Consider the following 14,893-nt stretch of genomic DNA (forward strand, 5'->3'; position numbering starts at 1 on the left):
ATCACATACACAAAAGACAACTCTAAAACTACCATACTCGAATTGCATTCCAGTCAAAATCTTATTTCCTTTTTTTATTTCTTAGTGGGATCTCCAATGGGAAAATCGATCATTTCAAACTCAATAGAACCAAACTCTGCATCTGCCAGCGGATCAACAGCCTGCTCTTGTATAGGCGTCGATTGTGGCTGCGACTCAACGACATCCACCTTGAGATCGACTACGGGGCCCTCAATCGCCTTAATTCGATCAAGTTCGTGCGCAATACCCATCAGCATCAATATATCCCGATAAACCGGCAAATCAAAACCTGCCCGCTTACCTTCCCTATCATCGACCAAGAGGCTTTCGAGGAATGGAATAATTTCATTTCCATTCCACGTATCACAGATCTTCTGAAGCAAGTGAGGAAAGTCTTCTAGATGACGGTCCGGAATTTGCGTCAAATCAGTATCATACTCGGGAATATTGGCGTTAAAAAATACAATAAAACGATCGCGCAACTGATCATATTTCAATCTATCATTCACTGTCCGATAGAGATCCAGCAAGAACAACCATGGAACCGGCGAATCAGGATGCTCGAGTTGCTCTTGTGCCGACAGAATTTCAATCGCACGCTGCGGATCGTTCATCGAAATCCAAAATTCAGCTTCTTGCGTTACATCTGAAATTTCCTCGACTTTAACTGAGTTACCCCGTGGAGCAAAAAAGTTAAAAATACTACTATTTGTCTCTTCTAAACTGGGTGTGCGATGAAAATTGCTATTGTCCAACGGCGTTTGGCCTGGGTTAGAATCCTGCGCCGGCCCCTTAAGAGGCTCCGTAGAATTCGTCGAATTGTTACGCTTATCGAGAGGTCCAGAGCTGGTCGACTGAACAGTCTTAGAATCATAACTTGCCTGCAAATTATTGATAACATCTTCAATTTTTTCAGGTTGAGAAGCATGAAGCTCTTCTTCACCTTCCCACCAAGTAGCATTTCTATCTGAAAGATTCCGTCGAATGTATAGCAGCAAAAATAATATAACGGCAATAGCAAGAATCGCGATAGCAGCCAAAACCAATAACCAATAATCGAATCCTGACTTATTTTGAAGCAACGTCAAAGCAGATTTATCAAGCTGATTTTGCTTTCGCAGCTGTTCTGTTTCACGCTTCAAACTAGCGATTTCTACGCTATCTTCTAACTTCGCGACGCTAGGAATTGATGCTGAAGCAGCTGATGTCAGATCAGATTCATCGCGCAAGATCGCTGCCATTCGCGCTTGCGCGGCCTTAAGCTCTTGCATATTTTCAACTAGCTTCTGTCCGGTCTCTGAACTTAGCACATCGCTCATCCGCAGCCCTTGGGGCGGTGCAGGTATCGCGATATCGTCAGACAATCTTAGTACATCTTTCACGGGTGCCTTGGCTGCCGTCTTTTTTTTCGGGGTACTTACATCCAGAACTGGGCTCACTGTTCCAACAGAATCAACGATCTCGTTTTGTGTTTTATGCTTCTTTTTTTTCAAAACAGATGGAATCTCAGTCGCTCGCGACCCATTTGAATCGGATGCAATTGAATTTTTCGCTGTCTCAGCGTGACTCTTCCCGAACGGCGACTCCTCTCGACCAACGCCAGCAGCGCCAATTAAGGCTTCTGGTGGATCAAGCAAGATCGAAAATTCCCTGTGCAATTGCGTTTCGCAATTGATATCGATAATTAAATTTATTGCAGGCTCGTTGATTGCCTGCCTGGTCGAAAAACTTAATGCGCGTTTTTTTTGATTTTGGTGAATCACGATATTCGCGCTAGCAATGAAAACGCCATCCATCGTGACAATACGTGCTCGCAAGCAACTAGGATTAAGCGATTCGGTGTCTCCACCAACTACATCAGCATGCACCAACAATGATTGACCTAGCGATGAGCGTACCCGCATCTCACCCAAGCCGAGGGCGAACACAGGCAGCATTACCGGCATCATGCAGGCAAATGGCAAAACGATCGTCAAAAATCGGCGCAAGTGGCGAATAATAAGTTCCCTAATATACATATTGATATTCAACATTGCATTACGCATAAAACTCGTAAATGAATGACATAAAGAATACTGCCATGATTGAATTTAACTATCTGCGATGTTACTTCTTTTACATGAGGATTCAAAGCAAATTGCCTCTATATTTGTTTAAAAATAGCCAATTTTTAAACAAAAACTGACGTTTTTGCACGCATTTAAGCAAATAAACTATTCTTTAAAATAATAAGTAAACTGGCGAAATAGCTTCTTTTACTTCTTTGTAAAATCCAAAATTCTCTTTGAAATTCCGCGTATTATATTCACTTCTTCGACTTCTAGTTGAGCTCTTGAAAATAGTCGCTTCAGCCTCGGCATCAATTTCTTAGGGTTTTGAGGATCAAGAAAATCCATTTTGACAAGAGCCTCTTCCAAATGTTGGTACATGCGATCAATTTGATCGAGCGAAGCCATCTCGCCCTGAAAACCAATTTCCGATGTTGGTGCTGAATACAAAGGATTCGCAAGCACACTCATACGACATTCGTAAGCCAAAATCTGCACAGCCTGCGCAAGATTCAACGAGGAGTAAACAGGATTTGCCGGAACATTGATTAATACATTACTATTCATGACAATCTCGTTAGGTAAGCCGTAACGCTCACTTCCAAATACCAAAGCCACAGGCTGCGTCGTAGTATTCACTACCTTATCGGCAAATTCACGCGGTGCTATAACAGGCGGTGAAAATTCCCGCAGACGGGCACTCACTGCAGCAACGAAATGGCAATCAACCAAAGCATCCTCAATTTTGTCGACCACCTTAGCTGACGCCAAAATATCTTGCGCACCGCTTGCGAAAGCAATGGCATCAGGATGAGTGAGTGCATCGTCAAAACGTGGATTAACCAAGCGTAAGTCAGAAAATCCCATAGTTTTCATAGCACGCGCTACCGCGCCAATATTGCCGGGATGACTAGTATCAACCAATATAATTCGCAGGCGATTAAAAACAGATGTATCAGAAATAGTTAAGTTCATTTAAAATAGCGCGATTGCGCGTTAATTTTTGTTGTTTATGTTGTTTTTACAATGAATCAATAAACCACAGCGAAACCACCGCGCCCCGCTCTTTAATTCATCTTTGTGCGACATCTTCACGACCTTGGTCTAGTCCAGACTCAAGGCTGGGCTGCCGCCATTTTAACGGAAACTCTATGCACCCAATGCTCAATACGGCAATTAAAGCCGCTCGTCGTGCCGCGACTATTATTAATCGTGCTTCTTTTGATGTGGACCGCGTCCAAGTCAGTGAAAAGCAATACAACGATTTCGTGACTGAAGTTGATCGCGCTGCCGAAGCTGCGATTATTGAGGTGCTGACTTCCGCTTACCCTGATCACGCGATTCTTGCTGAAGAATCAGGTGCTTCCAAAAATCTGCATGACGACAATGAAAACGTCTGGATCATCGACCCGCTCGATGGCACAACGAATTTCATCCATGGTTTTCCACAATATTGCGTTTCGATCGCCCTGCAACAAAAAGGCGTCATCACTCAAGCTGTCATCTACGACCCTAGCCGCAATGAAATGTTCACAGCCTCTAAAGGTGGTGGTGCATTTTTGAACGACAAACGTATCCGTGTCACAAAATGCGACAAGATCGCTGATGCATTGATCGGTACTGGTTTCTCCGGTCGTGATATGGCAGGTCTCGACGAATACATGGAAATGTACAAAATCATGACGCAGAAGTGTCAGGGTTTGCGTCGTCCAGGTGCTGCTGCACTGGATCTAGCCTACGTTGCTATGGGTCGCTTAGATGGCTTCTTTGAAAAAGGTTTAGCGCCTTGGGATATCGCGGCGGGTTCGTTAGTTGTAACTGAAGCCGGAGGTATTGTTGGTACGTTTTCTGGTGAATCAGATTATCTGTACAAAGGCGATGTTCTGGCAGGCACGCCAAAAGTCTTTGGCCAAATGGTCAATACCTTTCAAGCTTTTGCAAAATAAATAAGATCATGCACATCACATTCGACTTGAAAGTGATGTGCATAGCCATAACAAGTTGTACCCAAACCTTTGCCGCTCCCTGCGGGAAGTTTGTTTCATATAGAAATTAGCATGACCACATTTTCAGATCTCGGTCTTTCCGAGTCCATCGTTCGCGCAGTCAGCGAACACGGCTACACCACTCCTACACCGATACAAGCGCAGGCGATTCCTGCGGTCATCAAAGGCGGTGACTTACTCGCCGGCGCACAAACCGGCACAGGAAAAACTGCCGGCTTTACTCTGCCGATCTTAGAGCGCTTATTGCGTAGCGCACCAGCACCCAAAAACAAAACAGATCGCCGCAATATCCGTGTATTGGTCTTGACACCCACACGTGAATTAGCCGCACAGGTTGAAGAAAGCGTTGCCACTTATGGCAAACACACGCCACTTAATTCTGGCGTCATCTTTGGCGGCGTGGGCATCAATCCGCAAGTCAAATTACTCAAAACTGGTGTTGACGTTTTGGTCGCAACACCAGGTCGCTTGCTCGATCATCATCAGCAAGGCACCATCGATTTACGTCATATTGAAATCTTAGTATTGGACGAAGCAGACCGCATGCTCGACATGGGCTTCATTCATGACATCAAGAAAGTATTGGCGATCCTGCCAGCCAAACGCCAGAACTTGTTATTCTCAGCGACCTTTTCTGACGACATCAAAACACTGGCTGATAAATTACTGAATAATCCAGCGATGATAGAAGTTGCACGCCGCAATTCGACCGTCGAAGTGATCGCACAGAAAGTACATCCGGTTGATCGTGATAAAAAACAAGCGATGCTGGCGCACTTAATCAAAACGCATAAGTGGACTCAGGTATTAGTTTTCACGCGCACCAAACATGGCGCGAATAAATTAGTGGAACAATTGATCCGCGATGAAATCAATGCGATGGCGATACATGGCAACAAGAGTCAATCAGCGCGCACCAAAGCGCTAGCGGAATTTAAAGAAGGCAGTTTAACGGTCTTGGTTGCTACCGATATCGCAGCCCGCGGTATCGACATCGATCAACTACCACACGTCGTCAATTACGATTTGCCAAATGTTGCCGAAGATTACGTACACCGTATCGGTCGTACAGGTCGCGCTGGTGCAACTGGTGAAGCCGTGTCTTTAGTTTGTGTCGATGAATTCAAACTATTGGCCGATATTGAGAAATTTATCAAACGTCAGATTCCGCAAGAAATTATTGACGGTTTCATTCCAGATCCACACGCAAAAGCACAGCCGATACAACTTCGCAGCTTTCCAAATCCTGCACAGGGACGTGGTCGCAGTGGTGGCAATGGTGGTGGAGGCGGCAATCGCAGCAAGGCGCCAAGCCGACCACAAGGCGCGCCGAAGGCGGCAGGTAGCACAGTTGCACGCAATGCTGGACCAAAACCTGCTGGCGCGAAACCAGCATTTAAGCAAAGCACACCACGTCGTTCCGGTGGGCGCGGCGGCGCATAATTTATCGTCTCGCTGTCTTAAAAAGCAAGATGAAACGGGCAACTGCGAGAGCATTGCCCGTTTTTCATTACTGGATCCAAAACATTAAAAAAATCATCGCAATCGCGCAGTCTTACTAGGTATTTGCGCTATGATTTCGCACCCTAAGAAATTTCAACAAGATTTAAGAAATTCCCGCACTCAATTCACGAAATATCAAAAAATAATATGGCTTCCACTGAAACCCACACTCCCATGATGAAGCAATACCTAGGTATCAAAGCGGATTATCCCGATACCTTAGTGTTTTATCGCATGGGTGATTTTTATGAATTATTTTTTGAAGACGCGGAAAAAGTCTCACGCATTTTGGGGATTACGCTAACCCAGCGTGGCACCTCAAACGGTGCGCCGATCAAAATGGCGGGCATCCCTTTTCATTCGATAGAACCTTATCTCGCCAAATTGGTGAAGATCGGTGAATCAGCGGCAATTTGTGAACAAATCGGCGATCCTGCGACAAGTAAAGGCCCGGTAGAGCGCAAGGTGATGCGCGTCATCACACCTGGAACATTGACAGATACAGACTTGTTGCCAGAAAAAGCAGAGCGCCCTCTTTTAGCAATGTGTTTAATAAGTCAGCGCAAAACAGTCAACATTGGCTTAGCATGGCTGTCTTTAGCCAGCGGCGCTCTAAAATTGATGGAATATAGTACCGATGAAAAATCGCTACCAGCGCGTTTGCAGCAGGAATTAGAACGTATCTCTCCGGCCGAAGTTTTAGTGTCTGCCGGTGGTTTAATGTTGGAAGAGTTTCAACACGAATTACCAGGCAAATTTTCTGAAGTGCCTGACTGGCATTTCGACCTCAAGCAAGGTCAAAAGTCTTTACAAGATCAACTCGCAACCTCCACCCTGACAGGCTTTGGTGTCGAAAATTTTGGTGCGGCCTTAGGAGCTGCCGGTGCTCTTTTGCGTTATGCCGAATCGACTCAAGGACGTGGCTTAAAGCATGTTAACTCGCTCAGCGTAGAATCTGAAAACGAGTTTATCGGACTCGATACCGCCACACGTCGCAATCTAGAATTAACTGAAACTTTGCGAGGTCAAGAATCCCCTACTTTATTTTCTTTGTTAGATCATTGCCGCACCGCGATGGGCTCTCGTTTATTACGTCACTGGTTGCATCATGCACGCCGTGAGCAACAAATCGCGCGCAGTCGTCATCAGGCGATTGATGCGTTGTTACAAGCCGATGCGACCACGGGTTTATCAAACACGTTAACGTCGATACCTGACATTGAACGGATTACCACGCGTATCGCCCTGCTCTCAGCGCGTCCGCGCGATCTTGCTGCCTTACGTGATGGCGTTCAGCATTTGGGCACAGTTCGCACTTATGTGTCGATGTGCTTGAAAAATAACGAGCCTCAATTATTAACGCAATCACTGACTAATCTCGCGACACCGGTTGAATGTTTAGATTTATTGGAACGCTCTCTGATGCCGCAGCCTGCGACTATGGTACGCGATGGCGGCGTGATCGCGAATGGTTTTGATGCTGAGCTCGATGAATTACGTTCGCTCTCTGAAAATGCAGGTCAATTTTTGATTGACCTAGAAACCTCAGAACGCGCCCGCACTGGTATTGCGAATTTGCGTGTTGAATACAATAAAGTGCATGGCTTTTATATTGAAGTAACGAATGGACAAGCAGATAAAGTTCCGGACAATTATCGTCGTCGCCAGACTTTAAAAAATGCCGAGCGCTATATCACACCCGAATTAAAAGCCTTTGAAGACAAAGCTTTATCGGCGCAAGAGCGTGCACTGGTACGTGAAAAAGTTTTATATGAAAAACTGCTGCAAGATTTATTGCCGCATATTCAAACATTACAGACCATCGCGCACGCGATAGCACAACTAGATGCACTGGTGAGTCTGGCGGATCATGCAATGAAAAACAATTGGTGCGCACCGCAGTTAGTCAGCGAGCCAACTTTAGATATCCTGCAAGGTCGTCATCCCGTGGTCGAAAATCAAATCGAACGCTTTATTGCCAACGATTGCCAACTGTCAGCAGATCGCAAATTACTGCTAATCACGGGCCCGAATATGGGCGGTAAATCGACCTTCATGCGCCAAACTGCGCTGATCACTTTGCTCGCCTATATTGGTAGTTATGTGCCCGCGACCCAAGCGACTATCGGGCCGATTGATCGTATTTTCACACGTATCGGTGCGGCTGACGATCTCGCTGGTGGGCGCTCTACTTTCATGGTGGAGATGACTGAATCAGCGGCAATTTTGCATGGTGCGACAGAAAATTCTTTAGTCTTGATGGATGAAGTCGGTCGCGGCACTTCGACCTTTGATGGTCTTGCATTGGCTTGGGCAATTGCGAGGCATCTAATCATGGCTTCGAAAAGTTACACCCTATTTGCGACGCACTATTTTGAACTAACACAGTTACCAGATATTCATCCAAGCGCTGAAAATGTGCACTTGTCGGCAATTGAGCACAAAGAAAATATCGTCTTCTTACATGCGGTACAAGCGGGCCCCGCATCACAAAGTTATGGCCTTCAAGTTGCACAGCTGGCAGGAATTCCGCAACCTGTCATCCGTGCGGCTCGTAAACATTTAGCTGACTTAGAAGCACAGTCCTTACAAAGTACACCACAGTTTGATTTGTTTGCCAGCAGCGCAGGCAACCGAGATACAGAAAACTTTACCCCCGCAGAACAAGACGACATCATCGAAGATTCTGCATTACTGTTAGCGATGGATGATATCGATCCCGATGCAATGACTCCCCGCGAAGCATTGGACGCTTTGTATAAGTTGAAAGCTTTAGCGAAGCAGTAATAAAACACAATCTACAGTCAGACCAAAACACGATCATGCTAAAACCATGTCGTGTTTCACACTTCACTCTTCACCAAATTTTTGGAATATTTTCCAAATTTTTTCAGAATTTATTTCCGAACGAATTCGCAACTTAATTCTGCATTTGCAGCAGTAATTCTCGCAACGTAATTCGGTTTGTCGTAGGCACAGTTTTCAAATAGTCATTTCCCCGAAATACATGCCAGCCCTGAACATCAGCATTCTCTGGAAATACCTCTAGCTTAGCCTGAAACTCCCAAGTCCCAAACAGGCTATCCAGCTGATCATCGGACTTTCCTCGCTTGACTTCCATCGCGTAAGTAACGATCAAGCCTTGCCGTTTCACAGAACCAAAAATCTGTCCTTGTGCTCTTGTATCGCCAGCTTTCCAGTAAATAAAATCTCGCTCATTGAAGGGCTGACTTTCGCCAGACTTCAACGCGCATGGCGTAGGAAAATGCAGAAAATTGATGACACCAGCATCCCACATCGGCGTCGCAACCGCGTTGGCGATCGACGCGAAATCCACTGGACTCGGTCGTTGCTTGCCAAAAGTCAGATTCAGCCCATTCGACAATTGCAATAATTGACTCATACTGCCATCTACCTCTAGCATTGAATAAGTCGCATTGCTATATAGCTTCCATTCTGCCTTTGCCGCGAGATTGCCGTTATAGGATGTCCTTTGCAAATGCGTAGCATCTTTCCAAGCTAGTGTTTTCGGGCACTTGACTTCTTCAGCATGCAGAATAATGGGCGAAGAAAACAAACACAAACACGGCAATACGTAAGCCAATACATCGCCTAGCTTTCTCATAGCATCATCTATCAACATATCACCTTAATTTCATCTAACGCTTTGACTACTGTTTGGGACTGCATACGACAACGAGCGATGATTCACCCACCTAAAAAGGACTTGCATTATGCGGTTTATGCAGAAAAATCACAAACATGCAGGATGGATTCAAACAACTAAGTCCACTCCCTCGGATCCACCCGATAATAAGTTCTCAGGAGTTCAAACAGGGCAGCATGGTAATACGCAAGTTCATGACTTTTTTTAAAAAATGCCTCACTCGATACCGCAAAAAATTCTGCTGGATTAGTCGCTCCATAAGGGTCAATTAATGTTTCTTCATGCTGGGCAAGCGCGCTTTGCAAGCGTTCAAACTCTTGCGCCATGACGTGCGACCAGCTACGGTAAGCAGCCGTCGTTGGCAAAACTGGTGCGCCATTCACGCTGCCATCTTCACTATCTAACTGATGCGCAAACTCGTGAATCACCACGTCTTGTCCCCTCTCTTCATTATGTGGATTGTGTGCAACTTGATCCCACGCTAATATCACGCGCCCATCGCTCCAAGACTCGCCACTCAAAGTTTGATTAGTGTGTGTCACAATACCACCAACCGCCAATTGCTGGCGTGGTGCAATGAACGCGCTGGGATACACCAAAATATGGGTGAGCTTTGGATACACCTCCATTTCCCTATTTAACAGTAGCAAACAGGCGCGCGCCGCAATAGTCAGTCGAATCTCGTCGTCGATCTCTAGGCCACCGCATCCGACAAAGTTTTTTTCATGCAAAAATTGGCGTATGCGTCGCTTTAATTGCATTTGCAAATGTGTCGGCATACGACTATAGCCGGGCACATTTTGGCGTAGGATTTTAGAATAGGCGGGTGGAAACGCTTTTGCTAATACGTAGCGCAAGCGTAACTTAGGCAATACAAAAAAACCAAAAATAAGTGCGAGAACAATCAGCGCAAGTAACCACATGTTTTTCCTTATTGGAAGATAAACAATTAAAACAATTAAAACAATTACTACTGCTAATACCATTCTCAGTTGGGCATTAAATCGTTGAACTCAATAGCACGTTTTATTTATCGCCGATATTTTGCTCATCCTCAGCATGCACATTCATAAGCTGCGATAATCGGGGCTTCTGCCAATTCCACTACCAGTCTCACTATGCGCAAAGGCATCATTTACGCCGCGGCCTGCTATTCCGCTTGGGGCCTGTTTCCCATTTATTTCAAAGCATTACAAAGCATTCCTTCAATAGAAATTCTGTTACATCGCATGGTATGGGCACTGGTCTTTCTACTCTTGGTACTTAGTGTGCGCAAACAATGGGCTTGGTTAGACGATGTGTTTCGTCAGCCCAAATTACTTGCAGGTTTTGCCGCTAGCGCCGTTTTGCTCTCTGCTAATTGGTTTTTGTATATTTGGGCGATTAACAGTGACCGAATTGTCGATGCCAGCCTTGGCTATTTCATGACACCTCTCGTGAATGTTTTTCTTGGATTTGTACTTCTCAAGGAGCGCCTGCGGACTGTGCAATGGGTTGCAATTACTTGCGCGGGTCTAGGAGTGCTGTGGTTAAGCGTACAAACGGGGCATCCGCCTTGGATTGCTTTGATATTGGCTTCGACTTTTGGGATGTACGGTCTCCTGAGAAAGACTGCCGCCTTAGGTGCCTTGGAAGGATTGTCGCTGGAAACAATGATTTTGTTTCCTTTCGCTCTCGCTTACCTTGGCTATTTAGCGCTGCATGGACAAAGTGTATTTTTGCAGGCGACAACCAGTACACAGATATTGTTATTAACAGCGGGTCCGATTACGGCCGTTCCATTACTGATGTTTGCGGCTGCGGCGCGGCGCATACCCTTGGCGACTTTAGGATTAATGCAATACATATCACCAACAATTCAATTGTTGATTGGGGTCTGGCTTTACCACGAACAATTTAGCCAAGAACGTCTATTGGGTTTTCTGGGAATTTGGTCTGGCTTACTTATCTATTCTGTAGATAGCCTACGACTCAACTTCATGAATAAGGCCACAGCTAGCTAAATGTTGCTTTTAAAACAGCAAAATGTTTTACACTTTTAGGCATTCGATGACAGTCTGATGAAATTTGTTGGCTTTCAGGGTGTTCTGCACAAAATAGGGCAATATTTTTGACATCTGTGTCGGCATTTCTGCGAAAATTCGCATCTTTATTTTTTCGGCGCGCAAGCGGTTTAACACACTGGCCCAGGCGTCTCCCGTAACAGGCTTTTTGGAGACCTAAATGAAATTCCGCTTCCCCATCGTCATCATTGACGAAGATTTCCGTTCTGAAAACACTTCCGGCCTTGGCATCCGTGCACTTGCCGATGCTATGGAAAAAGAAGGCATGGAAGTCTTGGGTGTGACTAGCTATGGCGATTTATCTCAGTTCGCCCAGCAGCAATCGCGCGCCTCGGCTTTTATTCTGTCTATCGATGATGAAGAATTCGGTGAGGGTACCGATGAGGAAAGTGATTTCGCATTGAAACCTTTGCGCGCCTTCGTCGAGGAAATCCGCTACAAAAATGCCGATATCCCAATTTATTTGTATGGTGAAACACGCACTTCACGCCATATCCCGAATGATATTTTGCGCGAGTTACATGGCTTCATTCATATGTTTGAGGACACACCTGAATTTGTAGCGCGCCATATCATTCGCGAAGCCAAATCTTATTTAGATGGTTTAGCACCACCGTTCTTCCGCGCCCTGGTTCATTACGCAAATGATGGTTCTTATTCTTGGCACTGCCCAGGTCACTCGGGTGGCGTGGCGTTTTTGAAATCGCCTATCGGCCAAATGTTTCATCAATTTTTTGGTGAAAACATGTTGCGTGCTGACGTTTGTAATGCGGTGGAAGAGCTCGGTCAATTGCTTGACCATACGGGTCCGGTAGCGGCATCTGAGCGCAATGCTGCGCGCATTTTCAATGCGGATCATTGCTATTTCGTGACCAATGGCACCTCGACTTCGAACAAGATGGTGTGGCATTCTACTGTTGCGCCAGGCGACATCGTCGTGGTTGACCGCAACTGTCACAAATCAATTTTGCATTCAATCATCATGTGTGGTGCGATTCCCGTGTTCTTGATGCCGACCCGTAACCACCTTGGCATTATTGGCCCGATTCCATTGGAAGAATTTTCCATGGAAAGCATACGCAAGAAAATTGAGGCCAATCCGTTTGCCCGTAAAGCAAAAAATAAGAAGCCACGTATCTTGACTATCACCCAGTCGACCTACGACGGTGTGCTGTACAACGTTGAAACACTGAAAGAATTACTGGACGGTGAAATCGACACACTGCACTTCGATGAGGCTTGGTTACCACACGCGACATTCCATAGCTTCTATCAAGATATGCATGCGATTGGCAAAGACCGACCGCGCGCGAAGAAGTCGATGATTTTTTCAACGCAATCAACGCACAAATTATTGGCAGGAATCTCACAAGCATCACAAATTTTGGTACGTGAATCTGAGACGGTGAAACTGGATAAGGATAGCTTCAATGAAGCGTATCTGATGCACACATCAACTTCACCGCAATATTCGATTATCGCCTCCTGTGATATCGCGGCTGCGATGATGGAAGCACCGGGCGGTACCGCTTTGGTCGAAGAATCGATTTTGGAAGCCTTGGACTTCCGTCGTGCTATGCGCAAAGTTGATCAGGAATGGGGGCAAGACTGGTGGTTCCAGGTTTGGGGACCAGAAGACCTTTCCGAAAACGGTGTGGGAACACAAGAAGACTGGATGATCCACGCAGACGACGACTGGCATGGGTTTGGCAAACTCGCGCCGGGTTTTAACATGCTCGATCCGATCAAAGCGACTATCGTGACGCCAGGTTTATCGCTTGAAGGCAAATTTGGCGAAACAGGTATTCCAGCGTCTATCGTCACCAAGTATCTGGCGGAACACGGCGTTATCATTGAGAAATGCGGCCTGTATTCTTTCTTTATCATGTTCACGATCGGCATTACCAAAGGCCGCTGGAATACTTTATTGACTGCCTTACAGCAGTTCAAAGATGATTACGATAAGAATCAACCGATGTGGCGTATCTTGCCAGAGTTTGCGACTGCTAACCCGCGCTATGAAGGTGCTGGTTTGCGTGACTTATGCCAAAGCATTCATGAGGTCTACAAGGCACACGACGTGGCTCGTTTGACGACAGAAATGTATCTGTCTGATATGCAACCAGCGATGAAGCCATCAGACGCCTTTGCCAAAATGGCGCATCGTGAAATCGAACGTGTCTCGATAGACGATTTGGAAGGCCGTGTCACCGCAATCTTATTAACACCGTATCCACCAGGAATTCCTTTGCTAATCCCAGGTGAGCGATTTAACAAAACCATTGTCGACTATTTGAAATTTGTTCGCGCATTTAATGAGCAATTCCCAGGCTTCGAGACAGATTGTCACGGATTAGTCAAAGCTGAAGTTGATGGAAAGCGTGGCTACTTCGTTGATTGCGTACCGCAAGGCGCAGAAAATGTGGAGTGATATCGCATCGGTTATTTATACGACATGAACGATTAGGACCACAAACCCTTAACGCTTATCAAAAAAAGCCGCACTCAATCATAAGTGCGGCTTTTTTTCGGCTGTTTTTCTTTTTAGCAACGCCCTATTCGATATACAATTGGCGCTGTCCACTACTCTCAGTAAAGCGAAGCAATGAGTCAACTCGGTGCATTAACTCCTGTCGATAAAGAACAACTCAAACTTGGGCAGGCCTTACCAAAAGCGATCTTCGATGCTTGGGGCAATATGCTGCATGAAGCTGGTGCAATTATTACCAACATTGATGAATTCAATTTAATTATTGAAGATGGTTATATCGATGATTCTCCGGCAGACGCAGTGCCTGAAGAGCAAACTCCACTTCCGAAAGCAAGCCAGGCTAGCAGTTTTTCACAGCCAGGAACCAAAATTGATCCCAAGCTAGAACCTATCCTATCGACCACGAACTCCGTCGCAACGGGAGGTGCTGATTTAAATAAAGAATCGGTAATGTTGGATTTGGATAGTGTTCGCTGGCATGTTGGAGAGACATTTTTCTTGCAAGTTCATGACAATGCGAGTATTCGATACACTGTACGTTTAATAGGTTTTGTAAAAAATCAATCTATTTTAGTCACGGCACCAAAAATAGACGGGCGTGGTGCGATTATTCGTGATGGGCAAACCTTTATCGTGCGTGCCTTTCCTGGTAAGAAAGCCTATGCGTTTACAGCCTCTGCATTGAAATCCGTGTACACCCCACATGCCTACCTCCATTTATCCTATCCGAAACTTGTACGTTGTACTGCGATTCGACAAAGTTCGAGAGCAACCGTGAAAATTATCGCATCGGTCACCATAGGCAATCCAGAGCAAACGGCCGCAGCAGTCTTAAGTGACATCAGTATGGGAGGCACATCGGGATTGATAAAACAAGAAATTGGTAAGAAAAATGATAACGGCACAATCAAATTTAAGATCACAACGGCTGGTGAAGATGCTTACTTGACCCTGCCAATTATTGTACGATCCATCGTCGAAACCGAAAACACTCAAGAATTTCGCTATGGATTTGAATTCGTTAATATGCCTACACAATCAAAAATCATCTTATCCTCATTCGTGCATCAAACTTTGGCGGAAATTGAGTAAAG

Annotated in this window: 10 protein-coding genes; 6 read left to right on the top strand and 4 right to left on the bottom strand. The window is 45.6% G+C overall.

Annotated elements, in window-relative coordinates:
- Positions 1–74 precede the first annotated feature (74 nt).
- Both ACO0KW_RS06590 and ACO0KW_RS06595 read right to left on the bottom strand, forming a co-directional pair.
- Entirely contained in the window at positions 75–2,066 is a 1,992-nt protein-coding gene (locus ACO0KW_RS06590; RefSeq protein WP_423051794.1) for a type IV pilus assembly protein FimV, read from the bottom strand.
- A gap of 210 nt (positions 2,067–2,276) precedes the next feature.
- Complete coding sequence (locus ACO0KW_RS06595) at positions 2,277–3,044, bottom strand: RNA methyltransferase (RefSeq protein WP_423051796.1); 768 nt, start codon at positions 3,042–3,044, stop codon at positions 2,277–2,279.
- A gap of 176 nt (positions 3,045–3,220) precedes the next feature.
- On the opposite strand from ACO0KW_RS06595, the gene ACO0KW_RS06600 reads away from it, so the two are divergent.
- The 3 genes from ACO0KW_RS06600 to mutS all read left to right on the top strand — a co-directional run bounded on the left by ACO0KW_RS06600 (position 3,221) and on the right by mutS (position 8,365).
- The gene (locus ACO0KW_RS06600; protein WP_423051798.1) at positions 3,221–4,015 is read left to right on the top strand and encodes an inositol monophosphatase family protein; all 795 of its coding nucleotides are present in this window, start codon (positions 3,221–3,223) and stop codon (positions 4,013–4,015) included.
- A 111-nt stretch (positions 4,016–4,126) separates the two neighbouring features.
- Complete coding sequence (locus ACO0KW_RS06605) at positions 4,127–5,518, top strand: DEAD/DEAH box helicase (protein ID WP_423051800.1); 1,392 nt, start codon at positions 4,127–4,129, stop codon at positions 5,516–5,518.
- 207 nt (positions 5,519–5,725) lie between these two features.
- Positions 5,726–8,365, top strand: coding sequence for a DNA mismatch repair protein MutS (mutS, locus tag ACO0KW_RS06610; RefSeq protein ID WP_423051802.1), 2,640 nt, complete (start codon positions 5,726–5,728; stop codon positions 8,363–8,365).
- A 133-nt stretch (positions 8,366–8,498) separates the two neighbouring features.
- On the opposite strand, the gene ACO0KW_RS06615 is transcribed toward mutS, so the two are convergent.
- A complete protein-coding gene (locus ACO0KW_RS06615) occupies positions 8,499–9,203 on the bottom strand; it encodes a hypothetical protein (RefSeq protein WP_423051804.1) in 705 nt (234 codons plus the stop codon).
- Between the two features lie 158 nt (positions 9,204–9,361).
- On the bottom strand, positions 9,362–10,168 hold the full coding sequence (locus ACO0KW_RS06620; protein ID WP_423051806.1) for a zinc-dependent peptidase: 807 nt from the start codon (positions 10,166–10,168) through the stop codon (positions 9,362–9,364).
- Between the two features lie 195 nt (positions 10,169–10,363).
- Between ACO0KW_RS06620 and rarD the strand changes: the two genes are divergently transcribed.
- The 3 genes from rarD (at position 10,364) to ACO0KW_RS06635 (ending at position 14,891) form a co-directional block, all read left to right on the top strand.
- Positions 10,364–11,248 (top strand): EamA family transporter RarD, encoded by an 885-nt coding sequence (rarD, locus tag ACO0KW_RS06625; RefSeq protein ID WP_423051808.1) that lies wholly within the window; start codon positions 10,364–10,366, stop codon positions 11,246–11,248.
- A 220-nt stretch (positions 11,249–11,468) separates the two neighbouring features.
- Positions 11,469–13,739, top strand: a complete 2,271-nt coding sequence (locus ACO0KW_RS06630; protein WP_423051810.1) for an Orn/Lys/Arg decarboxylase N-terminal domain-containing protein — start codon at positions 11,469–11,471, stop codon at positions 13,737–13,739.
- Between the two features lie 174 nt (positions 13,740–13,913).
- Positions 13,914–14,891: a flagellar brake protein gene (locus ACO0KW_RS06635; protein ID WP_423051812.1), complete on the top strand. Its 978-nt coding sequence runs from the start codon at positions 13,914–13,916 to the stop codon at positions 14,889–14,891.
- Positions 14,892–14,893: the final 2 nt, after the last annotated feature.

This window comes from Undibacterium sp. Ji22W (assembly GCF_049340305.1).
In the GTDB taxonomy this organism is placed as follows: domain Bacteria; phylum Pseudomonadota; class Gammaproteobacteria; order Burkholderiales; family Burkholderiaceae_D; genus Undibacterium.

What these genes read in the sequence shown, in the direction of transcription:
- ACO0KW_RS06615 (WP_423051804.1), bottom strand. Translation starts at nt 9,203, where the DNA reads ATGAGAAAGCTAGGCGATGTATTGGCTTACGTATTGCCGTGTTTGTGT.
- rarD (WP_423051808.1), top strand. Translation starts at nt 10,364, where the DNA reads ATGCGCAAAGGCATCATTTACGCCGCGGCCTGCTATTCCGCTTGGGGC.
- ACO0KW_RS06620 (WP_423051806.1), bottom strand. Translation starts at nt 10,168, where the DNA reads ATGTGGTTACTTGCGCTGATTGTTCTCGCACTTATTTTTGGTTTTTTT.
- ACO0KW_RS06595 (WP_423051796.1), bottom strand. Translation starts at nt 3,044, where the DNA reads ATGAACTTAACTATTTCTGATACATCTGTTTTTAATCGCCTGCGAATT.
- ACO0KW_RS06605 (WP_423051800.1), top strand. Translation starts at nt 4,127, where the DNA reads ATGACCACATTTTCAGATCTCGGTCTTTCCGAGTCCATCGTTCGCGCA.
- mutS (WP_423051802.1), top strand. Translation starts at nt 5,726, where the DNA reads ATGGCTTCCACTGAAACCCACACTCCCATGATGAAGCAATACCTAGGT.
- ACO0KW_RS06590 (WP_423051794.1), bottom strand. Translation starts at nt 2,066, where the DNA reads ATGCGTAATGCAATGTTGAATATCAATATGTATATTAGGGAACTTATT.
- ACO0KW_RS06635 (WP_423051812.1), top strand. Translation starts at nt 13,914, where the DNA reads ATGAGTCAACTCGGTGCATTAACTCCTGTCGATAAAGAACAACTCAAA.
- ACO0KW_RS06630 (WP_423051810.1), top strand. Translation starts at nt 11,469, where the DNA reads ATGAAATTCCGCTTCCCCATCGTCATCATTGACGAAGATTTCCGTTCT.
- ACO0KW_RS06600 (WP_423051798.1), top strand. Translation starts at nt 3,221, where the DNA reads ATGCACCCAATGCTCAATACGGCAATTAAAGCCGCTCGTCGTGCCGCG.